Annotated in this window: 24 protein-coding genes; 17 read left to right on the top strand and 7 right to left on the bottom strand. The window is 36.1% G+C overall.

Features of this window, described 5'->3' with window-relative positions:
- Nucleotides 1-167: 167 nt before the first annotated feature.
- Together LDX58_RS04665 and LDX58_RS04670 are read left to right on the top strand one after the other, a co-directional pair.
- Nucleotides 168-722, top strand: coding sequence for a DUF420 domain-containing protein (locus LDX58_RS04665; RefSeq protein ID WP_227935690.1), 555 nt, complete (start codon nucleotides 168-170; stop codon nucleotides 720-722).
- 97 nt (nucleotides 723-819) lie between these two features.
- Nucleotides 820-1,533, top strand: coding sequence for a FixH family protein (locus LDX58_RS04670; protein WP_227935691.1), 714 nt, complete (start codon nucleotides 820-822; stop codon nucleotides 1,531-1,533).
- Nucleotides 1,534-1,603: 70 nt separating this feature from the next.
- On the opposite strand, the gene ytvI is transcribed toward LDX58_RS04670, so the two are convergent.
- The gene (gene ytvI, locus LDX58_RS04675; protein WP_372459100.1) at nucleotides 1,604-2,662 is read right to left on the bottom strand and encodes a sporulation integral membrane protein YtvI; all 1,059 of its coding nucleotides are present in this window, start codon (nucleotides 2,660-2,662) and stop codon (nucleotides 1,604-1,606) included.
- Nucleotides 2,663-2,831: 169 nt separating this feature from the next.
- Here ytvI and LDX58_RS04680 point away from each other — a divergent pair, with 169 nt between their 5' ends.
- Complete coding sequence (locus tag LDX58_RS04680; RefSeq protein WP_227935692.1) at nucleotides 2,832-3,275, top strand: TcaA NTF2-like domain-containing protein; 444 nt, start codon at nucleotides 2,832-2,834, stop codon at nucleotides 3,273-3,275.
- Between the two features lie 40 nt (nucleotides 3,276-3,315).
- Here LDX58_RS04680 and LDX58_RS04685 read toward each other — a convergent pair whose 3' ends face one another.
- The gene (locus LDX58_RS04685; protein WP_227935693.1) at nucleotides 3,316-3,666 is read right to left on the bottom strand and encodes a YugN family protein; all 351 of its coding nucleotides are present in this window, start codon (nucleotides 3,664-3,666) and stop codon (nucleotides 3,316-3,318) included.
- A gap of 370 nt (nucleotides 3,667-4,036) precedes the next feature.
- Between LDX58_RS04685 and LDX58_RS04690 the strand changes: the two genes are divergently transcribed.
- Nucleotides 4,037-5,122, top strand: coding sequence for a CAP domain-containing protein (locus LDX58_RS04690; RefSeq protein WP_227935694.1), 1,086 nt, complete (start codon nucleotides 4,037-4,039; stop codon nucleotides 5,120-5,122).
- 250 nt (nucleotides 5,123-5,372) lie between these two features.
- On the opposite strand, the gene LDX58_RS04695 is transcribed toward LDX58_RS04690, so the two are convergent.
- Nucleotides 5,373-5,876, bottom strand: coding sequence for a PaaI family thioesterase (locus tag LDX58_RS04695; protein ID WP_227935695.1), 504 nt, complete (start codon nucleotides 5,874-5,876; stop codon nucleotides 5,373-5,375).
- Nucleotides 5,877-6,013: 137 nt separating this feature from the next.
- Here LDX58_RS04695 and LDX58_RS04700 point away from each other — a divergent pair, with 137 nt between their 5' ends.
- From LDX58_RS04700 to LDX58_RS04710, 3 genes are all read left to right on the top strand, one after another.
- Entirely contained in the window at nucleotides 6,014-6,436 is a 423-nt protein-coding gene (locus LDX58_RS04700; RefSeq protein ID WP_227935696.1) for a YlbD family protein, read from the top strand.
- Between the two features lie 18 nt (nucleotides 6,437-6,454).
- Complete coding sequence (locus tag LDX58_RS04705) at nucleotides 6,455-6,718, top strand: YlbE-like family protein (protein ID WP_227935697.1); 264 nt, start codon at nucleotides 6,455-6,457, stop codon at nucleotides 6,716-6,718.
- Between the two features lie 92 nt (nucleotides 6,719-6,810).
- Nucleotides 6,811-7,248 (top strand): hypothetical protein, encoded by a 438-nt coding sequence (locus LDX58_RS04710; protein WP_227935698.1) that lies wholly within the window; start codon nucleotides 6,811-6,813, stop codon nucleotides 7,246-7,248.
- Here the strand turns inward: LDX58_RS04710 and LDX58_RS04715 are convergent.
- Nucleotides 7,226-8,011 carry an ATP-grasp domain-containing protein gene (locus LDX58_RS04715; RefSeq protein ID WP_227935699.1) on the bottom strand — a complete coding sequence of 262 codons (786 nt, stop codon included), beginning with the start codon at nucleotides 8,009-8,011 and terminating at the stop codon, nucleotides 7,226-7,228. The genes LDX58_RS04710 and LDX58_RS04715 overlap by 23 nt on opposite strands.
- A gap of 183 nt (nucleotides 8,012-8,194) precedes the next feature.
- On the opposite strand from LDX58_RS04715, the gene uvsE reads away from it, so the two are divergent.
- From uvsE to LDX58_RS04735, 4 genes are all read left to right on the top strand, one after another.
- Complete coding sequence (uvsE, locus tag LDX58_RS04720) at nucleotides 8,195-9,169, top strand: UV DNA damage repair endonuclease UvsE (RefSeq protein WP_227935700.1); 975 nt, start codon at nucleotides 8,195-8,197, stop codon at nucleotides 9,167-9,169.
- A 58-nt stretch (nucleotides 9,170-9,227) separates the two neighbouring features.
- Nucleotides 9,228-9,665, top strand: coding sequence for a YlbF/YmcA family competence regulator (locus LDX58_RS04725; protein ID WP_227935701.1), 438 nt, complete (start codon nucleotides 9,228-9,230; stop codon nucleotides 9,663-9,665).
- Nucleotides 9,666-10,023: 358 nt separating this feature from the next.
- Entirely contained in the window at nucleotides 10,024-10,302 is a 279-nt protein-coding gene (locus tag LDX58_RS04730; protein ID WP_227935702.1) for a YlbG family protein, read from the top strand.
- 182 nt (nucleotides 10,303-10,484) lie between these two features.
- Nucleotides 10,485-11,723: an MFS transporter gene (locus tag LDX58_RS04735; protein WP_227935703.1), complete on the top strand. Its 1,239-nt coding sequence runs from the start codon at nucleotides 10,485-10,487 to the stop codon at nucleotides 11,721-11,723.
- Between the two features lie 166 nt (nucleotides 11,724-11,889).
- Here the strand turns inward: LDX58_RS04735 and LDX58_RS04740 are convergent, their stop codons facing one another.
- Nucleotides 11,890-12,279, bottom strand: coding sequence for a DUF7147 family protein (locus LDX58_RS04740; RefSeq protein WP_227935704.1), 390 nt, complete (start codon nucleotides 12,277-12,279; stop codon nucleotides 11,890-11,892).
- Nucleotides 12,280-12,673: 394 nt separating this feature from the next.
- Here LDX58_RS04740 and rsmD point away from each other — a divergent pair, with 394 nt between their 5' ends.
- Together rsmD and coaD are read left to right on the top strand one after the other, a co-directional pair.
- Nucleotides 12,674-13,225, top strand: a complete 552-nt coding sequence (gene rsmD, locus LDX58_RS04745) for a 16S rRNA (guanine(966)-N(2))-methyltransferase RsmD (protein ID WP_227935705.1) — start codon at nucleotides 12,674-12,676, stop codon at nucleotides 13,223-13,225.
- 19 nt (nucleotides 13,226-13,244) lie between these two features.
- Nucleotides 13,245-13,730 (top strand): pantetheine-phosphate adenylyltransferase, encoded by a 486-nt coding sequence (gene coaD / locus LDX58_RS04750; protein WP_227935706.1) that lies wholly within the window; start codon nucleotides 13,245-13,247, stop codon nucleotides 13,728-13,730.
- Nucleotides 13,731-13,878: 148 nt separating this feature from the next.
- Here the strand turns inward: coaD and spoVV are convergent, their stop codons facing one another.
- Entirely contained in the window at nucleotides 13,879-15,105 is a 1,227-nt protein-coding gene (gene spoVV, locus LDX58_RS04755) for a dipicolinic acid transporter SpoVV (RefSeq protein ID WP_227935707.1), read from the bottom strand.
- A 123-nt stretch (nucleotides 15,106-15,228) separates the two neighbouring features.
- Here spoVV and LDX58_RS04760 point away from each other — a divergent pair, with 123 nt between their 5' ends.
- Together LDX58_RS04760 and LDX58_RS04765 are read left to right on the top strand one after the other, a co-directional pair.
- Nucleotides 15,229-16,035 (top strand): patatin-like phospholipase family protein, encoded by an 807-nt coding sequence (locus tag LDX58_RS04760; protein WP_227935708.1) that lies wholly within the window; start codon nucleotides 15,229-15,231, stop codon nucleotides 16,033-16,035.
- Nucleotides 16,019-17,056, top strand: coding sequence for a SepM family pheromone-processing serine protease (locus LDX58_RS04765; RefSeq protein WP_227935709.1), 1,038 nt, complete (start codon nucleotides 16,019-16,021; stop codon nucleotides 17,054-17,056). The genes LDX58_RS04760 and LDX58_RS04765 overlap by 17 nt, the downstream gene beginning before the upstream one ends.
- Before the next feature lie 120 nt (nucleotides 17,057-17,176).
- Here the strand turns inward: LDX58_RS04765 and LDX58_RS04770 are convergent, their stop codons facing one another.
- A complete protein-coding gene (locus LDX58_RS04770) occupies nucleotides 17,177-18,391 on the bottom strand; it encodes a nucleotidyltransferase (RefSeq protein WP_227935710.1) in 1,215 nt (404 codons plus the stop codon).
- A 204-nt stretch (nucleotides 18,392-18,595) separates the two neighbouring features.
- Here LDX58_RS04770 and LDX58_RS04775 point away from each other — a divergent pair, with 204 nt between their 5' ends.
- Together LDX58_RS04775 and rpmF are read left to right on the top strand one after the other, a co-directional pair.
- Nucleotides 18,596-19,111, top strand: a complete 516-nt coding sequence (locus LDX58_RS04775; RefSeq protein ID WP_227935711.1) for a YceD family protein — start codon at nucleotides 18,596-18,598, stop codon at nucleotides 19,109-19,111.
- A 95-nt stretch (nucleotides 19,112-19,206) separates the two neighbouring features.
- A complete protein-coding gene (gene rpmF / locus LDX58_RS04780; RefSeq protein ID WP_227935712.1) occupies nucleotides 19,207-19,380 on the top strand; it encodes a 50S ribosomal protein L32 in 174 nt (57 codons plus the stop codon).
- The last annotated feature ends 152 nt before the right edge of the window (nucleotides 19,381-19,532 follow it).

Here is a 19,532-nt window from a genome sequence, read left to right on the forward strand (position 1 = left end):
TTGATGAGAGCTGTTTTTTTCATCGATTTGTTTTGATCGTCTAAATTTGAAGATAAAACTAAAGCTTTTTTTTGTTCATAAGTTTGTAAGACCTAGTTTGCTTATTTTGTTCTGTATTGTTGTATAATATAAATGGTTTAATAATTAACCTTAAAGGAGTGAAGGTCTTGAATCAACGCCAAGATGTCTTACAACAGACAGATAGAAAACGAAATTATAAGCCGGCCATCATAATTATCACAATTGTTATAAATGGATTAGTCGCTCTTTTAGCGGGTTTACCTGGAGTAGAAAATTTCACAGCATTTGATGTTAAAATCCTTCCGATGTTAAATGCAATTTTTAATTCTTTCACATTTTTATTTTTAGTGGGTGCACTAGTCGCTATTATAAAGAAGAATGTAACAGTTCATCGTCGTTTTATTTATGCAGCTTTTATTACAACGACTCTTTTCTTAGTAACATATGTCGGTCATCACTTGCTATCAGATTCGACTCCGTATGGTGGGACTGGCTTAATGGCAGGAGTGTATTATTTTATCTTAATCACACATATTGTCTTAGCAGCTATTATTGTGCCACTTGCGTTAATATCAGTAGCACGGGCTTGGAATATGGAAAATGAACGTCATCGTAAAATTGTTCGATGGACGATGCCGATTTGGTTATATGTAAGTTTAACTGGTGTTCTTGTATATGTTATGATTTCACCGTATTATTAACGTTAATTATACAATCTAGATAAACGTTGACTAAATTCTTCTCTGGATTTAGTCTTTTTGTTCAGCGATACTTAAATGATATGACGAGGTGGAAGAAATGAAAAAAATATGGTATCTCCCTTTATTGGTAACATTATTATTGACGGCTTGTGGTCAAGAAGAACAAGTTGGAGCAGGAAATATGGATAAATTGACTCCAATAGACGTTGAACTGAGTGTTCCTGAAACGGCAGAAATAGGAGAATCAGTTATATTTAGTAGTGCTGTTACTCAAGGTGAAGATTTAGTTGATGATGCCAATGAGGTAGGATTTGAAATATGGTTGGAAGGTGAAAGGGAGCAAAGTGATCTCATAGTGGCTGATCGACAAGATGGCCATGTTTATTTCATTGAATATGCATTTGCAGAATCTGGCATTTACCATGTACAAACTCATGTTACAGCAAGGGGATTACACCGAATGCCAACCGCTCAAATTCAGGTTGGAGATGCAGAAGAAAACAACGATAGACAGGTAGATGTGCATCAACATCAACATCAACATTCCGATGTTAATATTGAAAAGGTATTAAAAAAAGACCGACTTATTATTTCTGTTGAAGTAGACGGCTCTCCTTATAAAGGAGGAAGAGTAGCACTTGAAATGTCTGAGAATAAAGAAGAACAAGCAAAATGGATTGATCTAATAGAAGGGGCTGATGGGCAATACGTCCTTTCAAACATTGATGATTTCTCGGGGATGTATTATGCTATTTTACATATTGAAGATGATAATATCCACGAGCATGTCGATATTGAGCTAAACTTTTAATGATAGTAACATCTCTTTCTCATTTATTCTTAAGATTAAAGAAAACACGCTCCATAAGAGCGTGTTTTCTTTATATCTTAAAGTTTAATTTGATAATACCGGCTTCTTTCGCAGACGTAAAAGCAATCACAATGAGTGGACCAATTATAAAGCCCATTACTCCAAATAGCATTAAGCCTAGGTACATGGCAATTAAAGTGGCTAGAGGTGATAAACCAATATGCTGTCCCATTACCTTAGGTTCTACGGTTCGTCGAATGATCAAGAGTACCGCTGCTAGAATAAGTAGTTGGGTCCCAATATTTGCATTCCCAGCTATTAATTGAAAAATGGCCCATGGTGCTAATATTGCAATTGAACCGATTAATGGGATAAAATCAATAATCCAAATAATAAATGCCATTAACAAAGCAACCTCGGGAACTATAAGCAACAAGCCAATTAGAGAAAATATGAAAATGATAATACTTACTAGAAACTGTGCTTTAAAAAAGCCCCAAATTACAAAACTTAATCTTGATGTCATAAAATTCACTTTTTCTTTTGTTCGATCAGATAGATATGAAAAAGTTTTACGTTTTAGAGATGGAAGTTCAAGTAAAAATAGAAACAGAGCAATTAGATAAACAATAAATGTGACTAGGTAGCCTGGAATACTTGTTATAATTGAGGCGACATCATTTATTAAATTTCTTTCGGCTATAGTTGTTCTTATATTAGATAGAGTTTTAGAGACATGAACATTAATTTCCTGTACAAATTCTGGAGGGAGAGTTTCATACTTTACTTCCCAATCACGTTGAAAATTCCACCAGGCACGGTTGATATCGTTTATATATTGTGGAAAGTTTTCAACGATTTGAGTACCTTGTGTAATGACTTGTGTCGTAATGAAATATCCAGTAAGTCCAATAAAAAAAACAAAAAATGTAAAAACAATCATTACGGCTATATTTCTTTTTAGTTTCGCGCGTTTATGAAGAGCATTCACAGCAGGTGATAAAATAAGTGCTGTTACGAATGCGGAAATAAGTGGGATGGAGATTGGTAAGATAAAATAACCTGCAATAACAGTTGCAATTATAGTAAGTAAAATAATAAATGTCTTTTTTTTCATAAATACCGGCAATTTGAGACTCCTCTCTCATAAAAAAGAAATGCTACTATCTATTATAGTACGAACCAGACTAGAATAACAGGCAAACTATTTAAAGTCCATTAGACGTTCACACATATGAAGATAGATTATGATATAATCTTGCTAGTTTGTTTAATTTGAAATAGTAAGGAGCGTATAAATGAAACATTTAAGCCTGATAATTTTCATCCTGCTGCTTTCAGCCTGTGGGGCCGATACAGATCAGTTCACAATAGTAGAGGGCTCAGAAGCAGAAGAAATAGAGTTATTTTTACAATCCTATAAAGAAACATTGATTGAAGCTGTTAATACAGGTAATTTTAATGAATTGGAATCTTATCTCATAACGAATAATAGTTTTTACCATTCGTTAAGGCGTTATGTCGATGATATGCATAGTAATAATACAACAAAAGAACTTAATGCTTTCGTTGTTGAAACGATCTATGAAGATGAATTAGGTGAATTTCATGCAGACGTGAATGAGAAAGTAAAAGTAGTAGAGTTCGGTCAGGAAAATATAATTGAAAGATCCGTTCGTTTTGAAATTGTACGAGGTGGTGACGACTCTTTACGGATTGTTACTATAAAGGAGACGAAATAAGACAACAAGGCTCATGCCTTGTTGTCTTATTTCCTCTTGTTTATTTAGCTTCTAAAGTGGTTTTAAGTAACTCGAGTTTTTTAGTGCATTTATTAACGATCGCTTCAGGGAAAGTTTCTCCTTCATATTCAACACCATGAGGGTAGTAATGCTTTCCAAGCATAGGAGTCATCAATTTGACGATGGTATCGTCTTTTGGAATATCACCTTTAATTGCATATGCTGGTAATCGAAGGTAGTAAATATCACCTTGGTTTTCAATTTTGTAGTCAAACGTTACACGGGAGTAGTCCCATTGACCAGCATGTATAAAGCCGATTGACTCTGCTGCGTAACGAATTGTTTCAAACTTAATTTCTTTATCTGCAAGTTCAATATGTTCAAATTTCACTTTGAATCTGCCTCCAATTCATAAATATGTACTCTACTTATGATAGTATGAAAAGCTTACAGTTGCAATCCATAATCGTGAATGTTTTATGGAATCCTTCTAAATGCTGTTTAATTTATTTAGTTTTGCAGGAATGAATGTAGCCAAAAACGGATTTCGATGCAATCTCGTAGTCAAAACAAACACTTCATGTCAATTTAGATTATTAGTTTAAGGGTAGGAGTTTAATTCTTTTAGATAATGCTATTAGCAATATTTTTTGGTGTTCGACAGGTTCAGTGTTTGGGCGACAGAACTTTACATAGTTAGTGAAAGGATTTTATATTGTTCATTACGAACCTTTTAAAAGGGACAAGAGAGAGGGGTATGTATGAAAAAAAAGCGTTTATTTTTGGGATGTTTGGTTTTTTTGCTAGCGATCGTTTCTTTTGAAAAATTATATGAACACCAAATCCAAGAATGGTTTCAAGAACCAAGTGGAGAGGGGAAATCTGAGAAAGAGGTTAAATCAGTAGAGGAGGTTGCCACAATTGTTACCGAATCAGACGACGTAAAGGAGCAGACGACGAGTTTAGCTAAGCATGAGCAGTTTCTCGGCTTAACTGCCGAGGAAATCAAAGCTGAATTTGGTGATCCAAAGCGTATTGATTTATCAGCTTATGGTTATGATTGGTGGGTTTACCCTATATCTACAGATTCATATATGCAAATCGGAATGGAGGATGGAGAGGTCGTAACTGTATTTTTGACTGGAGAAATTCGAGAAAAACATTTTTCACTAGGACAATCTTATGAAGAATTAAATGAACTATTTAATTTTAAGAAGATTGTTGATGTACGTACAAATGATGGAGGGGTTTATCAATTTGAATTAACGAATGATGACGTAAGAATGAGACCTTTAACAAATATTGATGGCTCTTGGGTTCAATTTTATTTTGATACGTATACGAACGAGCTTTCTAGCATTCGAATGGTCGTAGATGATGTGTTGGTAAGACAGAGACCTTATTCAGTTTCTTATATTGGAGCAGCTCCAGAACGACCGAGTTTTTCGAGAGAAGATTGGGAGAAAATAGAAGCTGGTAATGCAAGACAGATATTTGATTATACGAATATTATTCGCTCGCGCCATGATTTAGAAGCTTTTATATGGGAGGATGATGTCGCTGATGTTGCATACCAGCATAGTAAAGATATGAGTGAAAATAACTATTTTTCACATACATCACCAAGTAACGGTGAAGTGTTGGATCGATTTAAAAAAGGAGATGTCCCATTTAGGTTAGCTGGAGAAAATATTGCTGCCAAGTATATCGATGGTATTGCTTCAGTAGAAGGATGGCTTAATAGTGAAGGGCATAGAGTGAATTTATTAAACGATGAATTTACACATTTAGGAGTGGGGGTATTTCAAGAACATTATACACAAAACTTCATGACGCCATGGCTATAAAGAAAGAGAGGATAGCTCAGATAAGATGGTCGATCATCTTACCTGAGCCATCTTTTTTTCAAGAAGGGGTAGGATTTATAATGTTTGAATTACGATTTAAGCAGTGTGAAAGTATGTTAGAAGTCGCTTCTTTTGATTGATTACTCAAAGAAAGGCAAAGGCTCAACATGTTGCGCGCCTTTTTGAACAAGCTCTTTTAGGAGAAATATACTCTTAAAAGGTATGAAATCATAGCAACGGTTACTTTCACCTAATGTGGTCGTCTTATGATGAAGAATGTACCTGTTGCCATGGCAACTAATTTTTCATTTTCATCATATACTTTTCCTTCAGTCACACAAAGTTGCTTTCCACGATGAGACAGAGAAGCAACACAGCGTAAAAATTTCCCAATACCTGGTTTTACATAATGCACATTCATTTCTGCTGTTAAAGCGGCTGAATCTGCTGGAATTGATTGGTTAACTATAGTTCCCATGGCTGTGTCAAGAAGTGTAGCGGTCATTCCTCCGTGTACCATTCTAAGTGGATTCTCAATAAGTGGTTGGATAGGGAGAACGATTTCATAATCCCCGTTATCGAGGTTTCGTCTTTCAATATGAGTCATAGCTTCAAGATAAGTTTCGAAATCACCTTTTCTTTTTTTTTCGAAGCCGTCTAGAATCGTGCTAAGTAGTGTAAGCTCTTCCTCGCTTGGGTTCTCAAGAAAGGTATTTAGTTTAAGTCGTAATTGGTTTTGATCCATTTGATTCATTAGTTCCTTTCCTCCATTCATCATGCTCTTCATATTGTAGCAGTTATGTAAGTTATTTAGCTAATAAAAAATTTTAGAACGTTGGACTGGGCGTCTGTGTAGTATAAATAAAGAGGATAAAAGGAGGATAAGGTAAAATGAATTCAAAGCAGGGGTTACATCCTTCAGTTCAGAAATTTAAGCATTTTATAAAAGAACATCCATTGCTATTAAAAGAAGTAAAAGAAGAAAGAAAGACATTACAGGAACTTTATGAAGAATGGAGTGTATTAGGAGGAGATAATGAACAATGGGTTCCGTATAAGAAGGATCAATCGAAAACTTCTTATGAAGGAACACAAGAGGCTACAAATGAAGGAACTACACAAACTACAACGGATACACTTGGTCAAATAATGGGTTTGGTTAAACGTATGAACGTTCAAGATTTGCAAAATCATGTTGCTCAATTCAGCTCAGTGTTAGCGAATGTTCAAAATGTCATCCAATCATTTCAAAAACCGAGTAATCCACCTAATCAGAGTCAACAAGATCATCCGTTTTCATTTAGACGCGACTAGGAGAAGGAGTGATATGCAATGAGGGCTGAGATTCAACAACTGTTATTTGAACGACCAGAGTTACGTCACTACATCAGACAACATCCGAATTGGTATCGTAAGTTAAGTAGAGATCCTACTAAAATACAACTTCTAGAAAAAGAGGCTAATCAATTTTATGGAAGGACTTTACCACAGCGAGTGGAAAAGGTTCAAAATTCACTTGGTCTAGTCATGATGATGATGGAAATGTTGAAGATGGGGCAAGCATCTGTAACGGGAGCCGAAGGGCCTAGTCAATAGATGGCAGGTCCTTTTTAAAATTTTTAGTGGAATAAAGACAATTGGTTCGAGGGATGATATACATGAATAAAGGAAAATAAAGGAGTATGATCATGAAAAATTTGATAGCTTTATGTTGTTGTATTATAAGTATAGTTGGGTTAGCTATAAATGTACAAGCTAATAATTCCTCCTATTTACATCAACTGACGATCGTTCCTTTACAAAGCACAGGTGTTATTCATGTAGATACCATTCAAGAGCCTAATGTGTTAGAAGTCGATCATAAAGTTAGTGAGAGTGATGTTTATGTTGAATGTTTCGTGAACGGGTTTCACTTTAACCAAAATAAAGTCGGATCACTTCATCAAGAAAACGAAGGTCATATCCGACTTTATATAAATGATGAACACGTAGATACTTTGTATCAACCTGCTTTTATTATTCGAGATCTTCCAAAGGGAGAATATGAAGTTAAAGTAGTGATCGTGAAAAATGATAGATCGCCCTATGATATGGAAGAAACTTTTACAATAACGATTCCTCAATAGAGGTTTGTAGATAATCATAAATTTTCTGTTCAACAGAAATCCCAAGCTGTTGAAAGCCTTGATTGCCGAAAAGAGTATTAAACTCAAGGAAATAAAATTTCCCACCAGCAGAGATAACATCAAAACCTGCGTGATCAATTCCTAAATTTCTTGCTGTCGTTCTAACTAATTCAATCGCTTCTTCGGGAATATCGTCAAAAGAGATACGAGCTCCTTGTGCAACATTGTTTCTAAAAGTGTTTCGTTCATTTATCCGCCAATAAGCTGCAACAACGTCACCGCCCACAAAACAAACACGCAAATCACGATCAATTGGTAAGTATTCTTGAACATAGAAGTAAGGGTTATTTTCTGCATACTCATTAAATTGTTTATGGTTTTCAATGAGAAAGACACCTTTTCCCATTGAATTCCGGATCTCTTTTGCAACAAAGGGAAAAGGAAAATCAGCAAAGATCCGATTAATATTTTCATGGTTTCGACCTAAAATAACTGTTTTAGGAACATGTTCCGGACAAACACTCCATAAACCACGAGTTACCTCAATCTTATTAAATCCCATTTGAATGGATTGGATGCTTGGGAAAATCTTTTTTTTCATCCCATAAACAAGCGCATTCACTTGCCAATTTTCAGGAAATAGACAGACGTCAGCTTCTTCAATTTTTCTTTTTTCTTCATCTTCAAACATTCGTTCAGGTTTAACATATTTGATCCCTGGCATTCCGATTGTTCGGAATGGGTTAAAGGTAACAATATTCATTTATATTTTACACCTTCTTCTTTCTATACATTTTAAGTTCGCTAAAGCTAATAGCAATGGTGCTACATGATACATGTCGTCTGTAAGAAGACGTAAAAGTCTAGCAAATCGATCAATATAAACCAGTTATAGCGGAAGTTATAAGTCGTGTGAATTATAGTCAAAGTTCAGGGGGAAGTCAACATGGATAAAACGTTATCAATTCGCTTAGGGTATGTAGCAATGAGTGTACTGCTTTCTAATGCATCCCCATCACAAACAATAACGGTGAAACAGTATGAACAAATTACAGATAAAGAAGCTGGACTCAGGCGATTAGAAAGGATTTCTACAGCAAACTTACAAAATTGCTTAAGATTATTAAAACATAATAAGGCTCATCATATCAGCTTTTTTCGGTTATCATCAAGGCTCATTCCGCTCGCTAATCATCCACTAACAGAAGGTTGGAAGTTTGAAAGGGTTCTTTCCCCTTTGTTAAAGGTACTTGGTGACTTCGTGCATAACGAACAGATGAGAGTTGATTTTCATCCAGATCATTTTGTTGTTTTAAATAGTAAATCTAAAGACATCCTTCAACAGTCTTTAAGAACATTAGTTATGCATTATAAACTATTGAGAGAAATGGGGATTTCCCCTGTACATCGGTGTGTTCTCCATGTAGGCGGAAAAAAGCAAGGAAGAGAGGAAGGATTAGAACAGTTTATCGCTAATTTCTCAATGATACCAGTTCCAATTCAGAGAATGATTATGCTAGAGAATGATGATCTTAATTATCCTATTGAAGATGTTCTTTATCTAGGTGAAAAGTTGAATATTCCAGTTGTATTTGATCTTCATCACTATGATGTTCATCATGAATCGACTGATCTTGAATCGTTATGGAAAAGAGTTGTGAACACATGGGAGGACAGTCCTTTGCCTGTGAAAATACATATTTCCAGTCCGAAAGAGGGAAAAGAAGATCGTAGGCACCATGATTATATTAATGCAGAAAGGTTCCATGAATTTTTATCGGTCATTTCAGGTACAGTGGATTACGTGGATGTTATGATTGAAGCAAAACAAAAAGATGCAGCCTTATTAAAACTAATGGAAGATCTTCAAGTGATGGAGGGAATAGAAGCTAAAACACCAACTTCCATAAACTTTAAATAGTAGAGTATTATCTTAATTGAAGAAGACATGTTATACTGTTTTTTAGGAGGTGAGAGTGATGCTCGCAACCATATCAACTTTTGAGTTAGTGGATCATGCAAGTGATCTTGGTTTAGCAGTGATACAATCTGAGACTTACATTGCCTACATAGAGGCAAAAAGGGAACTACAAGTAGATGCTGTCGCTCAAGAACGAATTCAACAATTTAATCAAATGAAAGACCAATATGAAGAAGTACAAAGGTTTGGGAAATATCACCCAGACTACGATAAAGTTTCCTCGGAGATTCGAAAGATTAAACGTGAGGTTGACTTATCAGGTACGGTAATCACCTTTAAAAAAGCAGAAAAAGAGCTTGAGTCACTTTTAAATGAGATCTGTGAAGTGATTGCTAGGTCAGTATCTGAAACGATCAAAGTGCCAACTGGAAATCCATTTTTTGATAATATGTCATGTAGCGGTGGATGTAGTACTGGTAGTTGTGGTTGCAGTTAGAAAAGGGGGTTCAAAAGGACTATCTCTTTTTGAGCCCTTTTTTCGTTAAAAGTATTAGCTTTCATATGGACAAAAATAATATCACATGTGCTTAGTTTACCATATTAGCCTTTGCAGTAGAATGGATAAGGGATCCCTAGTTGTTGGTGGTGGTACATTGAATTACTTGTTGCTCTAATTGCTCTAATATTTATAATGGAACACCTGTAAATAATTAAGTCAAGATTCATATACACCATCCTCATAAATTACTCCTTTTTATTATAAAGGGAATAGCGGAGTTAACTGAATGCTCTATTGATGGAAATGTCAGGACATGCTAGACTTAGAAAAGATTAACGTTAAAGGAGAACAAAACATGTTAGGTGCAAAGCGTCAGGGTATCGCTGTTTGGCTCACATCTTTGAAATTTGCTAGGCAATTACGCAGGTTTGGTAATGTACATTATGTTTCAAAAAAAATGAAATATGTTGTTTTTTACTGTGACCAAGACAAAGTAGATGAAACAATTGAAAAATTACAAGCGTTTTCTTTTGTTCGTGATGTAAAGCCTTCGATGCGACCTTTTATTGCTACAGAATTTCAAAATGCAAAGCCCGATAAAGCAAAAGAATATGATTATAAAATGGGCATTTAGAACCCGGATATAGGACAGAGAAGGTAGACGTCCCTTATTCGGTTTTTTTTTTTTGTGGAAAAAGGAGAAAAATGCATGATTTGGTTGGAAATAGGTATCTAATGCATGTGAAGATATAAAAACCTAAGTTGATTATTTCGGTGAACGAAATTTATAATGGGAGTATTAAAGGAAGTGGTACGATGGTAGATTGGAAACGTAATTTATGGATTCTTGTTGTGAGTCAGTTTCTTGTCATAAGTGCGATGACAATGATTATTCCGTTTTTACCTATGTATCTACAAAGTTTAGGGGTTAATAATCCAGAAACATTAAGTATTTGGGCCGGAGTGATTTTTGGTGCTAATTTTTTGACTGCCTTTTTATTTTCTCCTTTTTGGGGACGGATGGGAGATAAATATGGACGAAAGATGATGGTTTTACGTTCAGGATTTGGGATGGCATTGATTATAAGTTTAACGGCTTTTGCAATAGGACCTATTTCTCTGCTATTACTTAGGTTATTAAATGGAGTGGTATCTGGTTTTATTCCTGCTTCTATCGGACTGGTATCAACGAATACACCAAAAGAAAGAGTGGGATATGCATTAGGATTATTACAATCAGGTTCGGTTTCGGGTGCAATCTGTGGTCCTTTAATTGGAGGTGTATTAGCTCAAAACTACGGGTATAGTATGGTTTTTATAATAACGGGAATTTGTATCTTTATAGCTACACTAGTCGTATTCTTTTTTGTGAAAGAAAAATTTACCCCAGTTAAAGTAAAAGAGAAAACAAGCACACTTGGTGATTTTAAAACCATTACGGCAAAAAGACCTGTTCTGTCTTTGTATGTTGTTATTTTTCTTATTCAGTTTGCTGTTATGGGAGTCAATCCTCTTTTATCGTTATTTGTTGAGGAGTTAACCTCACCTGCAACGGTTGCTTTTTACGCGGGGGTAGCGATCTCGGTCATGGGGTTCGCTAATATGCTTACGTCTCCGATACTCGGTAAATTAAGTGACAAAAAAGGAGCTCAACATGTATTAACCTACTCTATGATAGGGGTAGCCGTTTTCTCTATTCCACAAGCTTTTGTAACCGACATCTGGCAGTTGATCATTTTGCGTTTCTTAATAGGTCTATGTCTAGGTGGTCTGCTGCCAGCAGTTAATACGCTTATTCGAATGCATGCTCCATCTGGTATGGAAAGTCGAACATATGGATTTTCAAATAGTGCGATGTATCTAGGGACGATGATCGGTCCGTTACTAGGAGGATTAGTTGTTGCCAGTGTAGGAGTAAGAGGACTGTTTTTTGTATGTGCTCTGGTATTGTTTATCAATGTTGTTCTTGTGAAAATGAAAGTCTTACCTACCGCTAATAAGGTTTTTAAAGAAGAAAAGGTAAGGCAGAAAAATAAAAAAGTCGTTACACAATAAAGTAACTAGTTCCAATAATCTAGAATGAATGTAGAAAAACAATAGGAAATCAAGTGTAAAATCGCACAGGGTTTTATACTTGATTTTTCTATTGTTCTATCAAAGCTTTCTAGCAAGGCAAACGAACCCTTTAAAAAGCTAAAACCGACCTTTTCTACTTCCTCTCTTATTGTAGCGGTGGAAGATAGCGATTCATTCGTAGAACACCTATTAAATATTGATAATAAAGTTCTTTTTCTTCAAAGGCAGTTGATGACTTTACCTCTAGTCTGTGAATCGGTTTGGAAAGCTCTTCAGATAACTTTTCAAATAAACGATAACGTTCTGATGGTTTAATAGTTGGATGATGAATACCTTCTAGGCATAGATAAAGAGGCATCATTTTTCCTGGTTCAACAGGACGCAGTATAACAACAAGAGATGATAGCTCCTTGCTATCTATTTTAGTATCTAGTCGTAAAAGCATATGAATCCGTGATTGGTTTGATCTTGCAATCTCAAATAACTCATATAAGTCATTATAGCCTTCACCTAATAATACAAATCGTTGAATCATTTAGCAACCTACTTTCATATCTAGTTCGATTGAAATGTAGCATGAATTACATTGCTTGTCGAGCAAAAAAAAATCCTCGCAAGGATTCCTTGCGAGGTGCCCATACACATACTTTGTATGTAATAAGGCTATGGGAGAGGAGAAACCGGAGGAAGAACTTATGGGGAAACGTAAGCCTTCTCCGCGGTTGTAGCAACACCTTAAGAGTGCTACTAATTGAAGTATGACCTTTTTAAAATTATTCCATACCTAAATAATAAGATTTTATTTCTTTTTTTCTGAAAGAACATTTAGCTGTACTCTTTTAGGTGATAATGTTGTATGAGTAAAATGCTTTTTTACTTGTTTTTTGGTAGGATAAGAAGTAATAGATCATAGAGGATGGGTGGATGAATTGAGAGTAATATCGGGTGATAAAAGAGGGTTACCTTTAAAAGCAGTTCCAGGGTCGTCGACAAGGCCAACTACAGATAAAGTGAAGGAATCAATCTTTAATATGATTGGTCCATACTTTGATGGCGGGATCGTTTTAGATTTATATGCAGGAAGTGGAGGTTTAGGAATAGAGGCGATTAGTCGTGGAGTTGAGAAAGCGATATTCGTAGATCAAAATAGAAAAGCAATCGATACCGTTAAACAAAATTTAAGTCATTGTCGCTTTGAAGAAAAAGCGGAAGTATATCGAAATGATGCGACTAGAGCATTAAAGGCTTTAATTAAACGAGAAATTTCTTTTTCTTATGTCTTTCTTGATCCTCCATATGCTGAACAAAATCTTGCAAATGAAATAAATATTATACTTGACTATAAATTACTCGATGAAAACGGTAAGATTATTTGCGAACATGCAACATCTGCGGTTTTACCAGACGAGATAGGAACAGGAAAGAAGTACCGTTCTGAAATCTATGGTGATACAATGATCTCAATATATACATACAAATAAACTCGAAAGGGGTGGCATTATGGCTAGTATAGCTGTTTGTCCAGGAAGTTTTGATCCGGTGACATTAGGTCATTTAGACATTATAACAAGGGGGGCTACTGTTTTTGATAAGGTCATTGTTGCGGTTTTATATAATCGCAATAAGCAACCTATGTTCTCGGTAGAAGAACGTGTTTCGTTACTAGAGGAAGCAACAAAAGATTTGGTTAATGTAGAAATCGATTCGTTTAATGGTCTGCTTATTAATTATATGAAAGAAAAAAAAGCAAAAACAATTATACGCGGGCTTAGGGCCGTTTCAGATTTTGAATATGAGATGCAAGCTGCTTCCATTAATAAAAAACTAGGACCTGAAATTGAGACGTTCTTTATGATGACAAACAACCATTATTCCTATTTAAGTTCAAGCATTGTCAAAGAAGTCGCGAAATATGACGCTGATGTTTCAGACATTGTTCCAGAGGTTGTTGCAAAAGCATTAAAAGAAAAATTTAAACATGCGTAATTATTCCGCAAGATGTCAAGTTTAGCATCGACGCCATTCGTCTAAATTTTGAACCTAGAAAAATCTATTTTTTTGTAGAATCAGTTATTTAGTTTCTTCAGGCTAACACATTGGTTATCATGATCTTTGTGTCAGCCTTTTTTCAACTTTAACGGGTTTGCGTTAACGCTCTTCGGGCAGTTATAGCTATGAAGGTGATTAGCATAAATAAGGTGAATAAAGACCCGAATTCTAAGATTACATTCCATGTTGAGTTAAACCACGTATCTGTTGAATTTCTTAAAAACACGGGAATAGCAACCCATTCTTCACCTGTTGATTGCTGATTAAGGTACAAAGGATGCCAGAGTAAAAAAACAAAAAAGGCTGAAAAAAAACCGTGAATTAAACGAGCAATAAAAAATGGTTTAAATCGTATATCTGTTTCAGCCAATATACTAGCTACTTGTCCTTGAATAGAGAAACCACTAAATGCAAGAATAAAACTAGTCACAACTACTTGCTCAAATAAACCGACCGTACCTGTTTCACTAGCCATTTGAGCACCAAGTGTCATTTCAAATAAACCTGAAATAAGAGAGGCATCTAACTCATTTGGTAAGTGAAACAATGTTAATAGGATTGAAAAAATAGAAGATAAGAGGGAGACAATTCCAACAAGGCTTAGTATCTTATTTAAAACGGAAAATAAAATGATGAAACCACCGATCATTAATAAAGTGCGAACAGATGATTGAACGGCGTCTCCTAATAACTGACCAATGGGACGTCCATCCTTGATTCGTTCTTGATGAAGTAATTTAAAAGCTACAACAATCCCAGTTATTTTCGGTTTTTCTGAAGAACTAGAAGCTTCTTCTCCTCGACCATGAAAGCGCATAATCAAACCAACGATAATATTACCAAAGTAATGGGCCGTAGCAAGGACAATTCCTAAGGATGCATTATGAAAGAAGCCTACTGCAATTGCTCCGAAAATAAAAAGAGGATTTGAAGAACTTGTGAAAGAAACGAGTCTTTCCGCTTCTATACGACTTACTTTATTTTCTTGACGTAAACGAGCAGTAATTTTAGCACCAGCTGGATTTCCTGATGCAAGACCCATCGCCCAAACGAATCCACCTACTCCTGGAACCCTGAAAAGTGGACGCATGAGCGGTTCAAGTAGTGCACCAATAAATGTAACAACTCCAAACCCTATTAGTAATTCAGAAACGATGAAAAAGGGCAGTAAGGAAGGAAAGACAACATCCCACCAAATCTGTAACCCTCGTACAGAGCCTTCTAGAGCTTCTTGAGGAAACGCCATTAGCGAGGCAGCTAATAATATACTCATGAGTGCAAGCATGAGAGTTTTGGTTATAGATAAGGACATTCTAAAGCGGCCTCCTTTTATGTAAACATCATGGAACATGTCCATACTATAACTATACGTATACAACCTTGTAATAGACCATATCTTTAAAGTGGGAAGGAAAAAATGTGAGGAGAGGGTAATATGGGGAGTACTCGTCCGAAAATTGGGCTAGCGCTTGGGTCAGGAGGGGCTCGTGGTTTTGCCCATATTGGGGTTCTTAAGGCATTAGAAAAAGAAAGCATTCCCATTGACTTTATTGCAGGTAGTAGTATGGGAGCTCTTGTTGGAAGTTTATATGGGGTAGGGCAGAGTCCGGCTAATTTGGAGAAGTTCGCTACTTTATTTCGAAGGAAATACTTTATTGATTTTATTGTACCTAAGTTAGGTTTTGTTGCTGGACAAAAAGTTAAGGAAGTCATTCGTTTGCTAGCTAAAGGAAAAAAGGTAGAAGAACTGTCTCCACCGGTAGCTATTGTGACAACCGATATTAGAAATGGAGAAAAAGTGGTTTTAACAGAAGGCGACGTAGCAACAGCTGTAAGAGCAAGTATTGCTATACCAGGAATATTCGTACCGGAGAAAGTAGGAAATCGCCTATTAGTCGATGGGGGAGTAATTGATCGTGTTCCTGTGTCGGTAGTGAAGGAAATGGGAGCTGATGTTACAATAGCAGTAGATGTTTCTTATTTTAGAACAGAACCAGAATTACATACGATTTACGATGTGATCATGCAAAGCATGGATATTATGGCAAGAGAAATGATTCGAGTTCAAGAATTTGATTGTTCTGTAATGATTCGTCCAATTGTGAAGCAATCAAGCTCGCTTGATTTTACAGAAGTGGACAGCTTAATACGTCGTGGGGAAGAAGCAACAATGGAAAAGATAGATGAGATAAAAAGTTGCATCGCTAATTGGAAGGAGAACGAAGATGACATCAAGGATTAAGAAAAGATGGATTTTCCTGATTATTGCATTTCTTTTTCTACATTTTTATCAATTACCCTTTTATTATTCACAACCAGGTGGAGCTAAAGTTCTAGACAATGTCATTGATGTAGAAGGTGGATTCAAAGAAGAAGCAGGATCATTTATGTTAACAACTGTACAAATGGGGAAGGCAAATATCTTCTTTTATGTTTGGGCGCAGTTAAGTCCATATCGAATGCTTTATCCAGAGGAACAAATTCGGTTTGAGGGAGAAACGGATGAAGAATATCAACATCGTCAGTTGATGGCCATGACGGGATCTCAAGAAGCCGCTGCAATTGTTGCTTATGAAAAAGCTGGAAAGTCGATTGAATTTGATTATAAAGGTGTTCTTGTCACCTCCATTATAGAAGGGATGCCAGCTTCTACGGTCTTACAAAGGGGAGATCATATTGTTGGAGTTGATGGGAATGAAATTCTCTCAGCAGAGCAACTAATTGATTTGTTGCACGGGATGGAAGAGACAGATACGGTTGAATTATCCGTTATTAGAGATGGAAATATAGAACAAGTTGAAATTGGTTTTGCTTCTTTTCCTGAGGAAATGAATGCACCAGATGGAAGAGTGGGCATTGGTATTTCCGCTCCTATGACAGATAGAGATGTTATCTTGAATCCGGCTGTAACGATTGATACAAGTCAAATTGGAGGACCATCTGCTGGTTTGATGTTCTCCTTAGAAATTTACAATCAACTTACTGAACAAGATATGACGAAAGGATATAATATTGCGGGGACCGGCACGCTAAATGAAGAAGGTAAAGTAGGCAGAATTGGCGGTGCAAGACAAAAGATAGTAGCAGCAGATAAGGCTGGAGCTGATTATTTCTTCGCTCCAAATGAAGATGGAGCAAGTGACTCAAATTATCAAGAAGCACTTCTAGCAGCGGAGGATATTGGTACATCGATGAAGGTCATTCCTATTGATGATTTTGACGAAGCATTATCATTCCTAGAATCATTGACCAAAAAAGAATAATAGAAGAGGCTGTCACGAAGGTCAGAGATCTTGTGACAGCCTTTTCTTAAGGTAAATAGTAGCCAAGTGATATACACAAAGAATTAGATTTAACTTTAGGTTTGATAGAAAATTCTCTCATTATGGAACCATAATAGGAGTACGGGTAAATTCTTGTTTCATCTCCGCTATTTGATGTTCTTTCTTTAAAGGGGTGAGATAAACGTTTGTTATCCGTTCCTCTATCTTTGCCTGAATTCCATCTGCCTTAGCTAACTTTGTAATTAAAGGTGTATCTCGGTGTTGCTTTGTTTTATTGATATAGGTTTGTCCATTTTTTGTCATCCCTAATAGCCGGATATAGGAAGGTTTTACTGTAGCGAATGCATCCTCCATTTCGACTTTCGTTGTGTTGGTTAGAAGATGCGTTGCGAGTCGTTGAAGACGAGTCCAAGTATAACGTTTGGTTTTTAACTGTTGCATCCACTCAGAAAATGAGGATGCTGTCCGCATCTTTTCTTTTACTCGGTATTCAAGTCCTTCTTCACACTCATAAATCAATCTCAACTGATCTACATGAGTCGAGAGAACTTTATATTGTAGGAAATCAAAATAATGATCCCAAGTATGTAGAAGCGAGTAGGTTTGCTTATAGGTTGTCAGAAGTTCATATGATTGACTAGGCATAACATGACGAATTTGCAATGGCGTTCCATTGTTTAGCGTATTACGAATGCTAGTAGCGCTAGCGATTGAGCTTGTTGTTATAGATGGATCATGATAATGAGCTTGTTGACGCAAGGTTGTTGTTGCCTTAATAGAAGATGATTGATCGTAAATCGCTTTCACATAGTGAAACCCTAGGATATTATTGGGTTCTGTTAGTTGTAGCATTTCTTCATTCGAGTTTAATTGACTGAAAGCTTGAGATGTGGACCGTGGATAACTGTATCCAAGCTTAGAATAATCTTGAACTAATCGATCAAATTCTGTTTCATGGCTTCCCATGAAGGAAACTAAGTGTTCAAAGGCTTTAATATTTCCTGATTCACTACCAAAATTAAGGAATTCAACACCTAGATTAGTTAAAATAGATACAGCTCCGTTCGCAAACGTTTCAGCTTTTTGGGTAGAATATATATAGGGGAGCTCAACTACAATATCAACTCCGCTAGAAAGTGCCATTTGTGTTCGAATCCATTTTGATACTATGGCTGGTTCACCGCGTTGTAAAAAGGAAGTGCTCATAACGGCTATGACTACATCTGCATTTGTCATTTTTTTTGCTTCATTAACTTGGTAAAGATGCCCATTGTGAAAGGGGTTATATTCAACAACAATCCCAACTGCTTTCAATTGACTCACCTTCTTTTTATATTTTGTCTTGTATTGTCTTTGTTGGTTCGCTTTACTCTTCTTTTCTGTCATGCTACAATAAATGTCATGCTTTAAACAAGTATTAACTACACAAAGTATAGTCAATCTAGTGTAAAGAAAAAAGGTTGACATTCAAAAGGTGTAGAGATATACTTAATTTTGTTGTCTTAGAGGTGATCAGAAATGAAATGGTCATTACAGCAATTATCGGTTGCCAAGCGTAAACCATTTACATTTGAAGAAACGATTGATTTGTCTAGCTTAAAAGAGTTGAATTCTGAAATTAGATCCGTATCTCCAATTAAGGTGCAAGGTGATGTCGTTTATCGCGGCTCCTTACTTACATTTGAAATTGATGTTACAGGGGAGTTAATTCTGCCTTGTTCACGAACTCTTGCAGATGTTAAGTTGCCAATTGAATTACATGAATTTGTTTATTTTCATCCAAAGGATGAGTATTTGACAGCGAGTGTAGACCGAGATGATATTCACTTCTTTGAGGGTGAAACAGTTGATTTAATTCCAGCTATTCAGGAATTGATTTTAGTAGAGATTCCAATTCAAGTTTTTGCGGAAGAGGATGTAGAAGGACCTGCACCTAAGTCCGGTAAAGACTGGGAGCTTTTTAAGGAAGATGAACAAAAAAAACGGGTTGATCCTAGATTAGCCGATTTAGCAAAATTTTTTGATAAGGAATAGGAAAGTCGAAGCACCGGCAAAACGTTCGGGCCTTCATTTCATATAACCAACTAAGTAAAGGTTGGAACGATTAGATTTTTAAGGAGGTGGGAATGATGGCAGTACCTTTTAGAAGAACATCTAAAACTCGCAAAAATAAGCGTCGTACTCACTACAAATTAGCAGTACCTGGTATGGTTAAATGTCCTGAGTGTGGAGAATTAAAACTAAGTCACCGTATTTGTAAAGAGTGTGGCTCTTACAAAGGCCAAGACGTGGTTAGTAAGTAATTGAATAAGATTAATGAGACGAAGAAATACTCTTCGTCTTTTTTTCGGTTGATAACTACCCTGTACGAAGCTTAACTTTTGTCTCCTAATTAAGCGCATAAATGAATGGGTAGATTTGATCGCAGTGAATTAATTTGATAAGACAGGAGTAA

Origin of the sequence: Alkalihalobacillus deserti (assembly GCF_020734105.1) — a bacterium.
In the GTDB taxonomy this organism is placed as follows: Bacteria; Bacillota; Bacilli; order Bacillales; family Bacillaceae_D; genus Halalkalibacter; species Halalkalibacter deserti.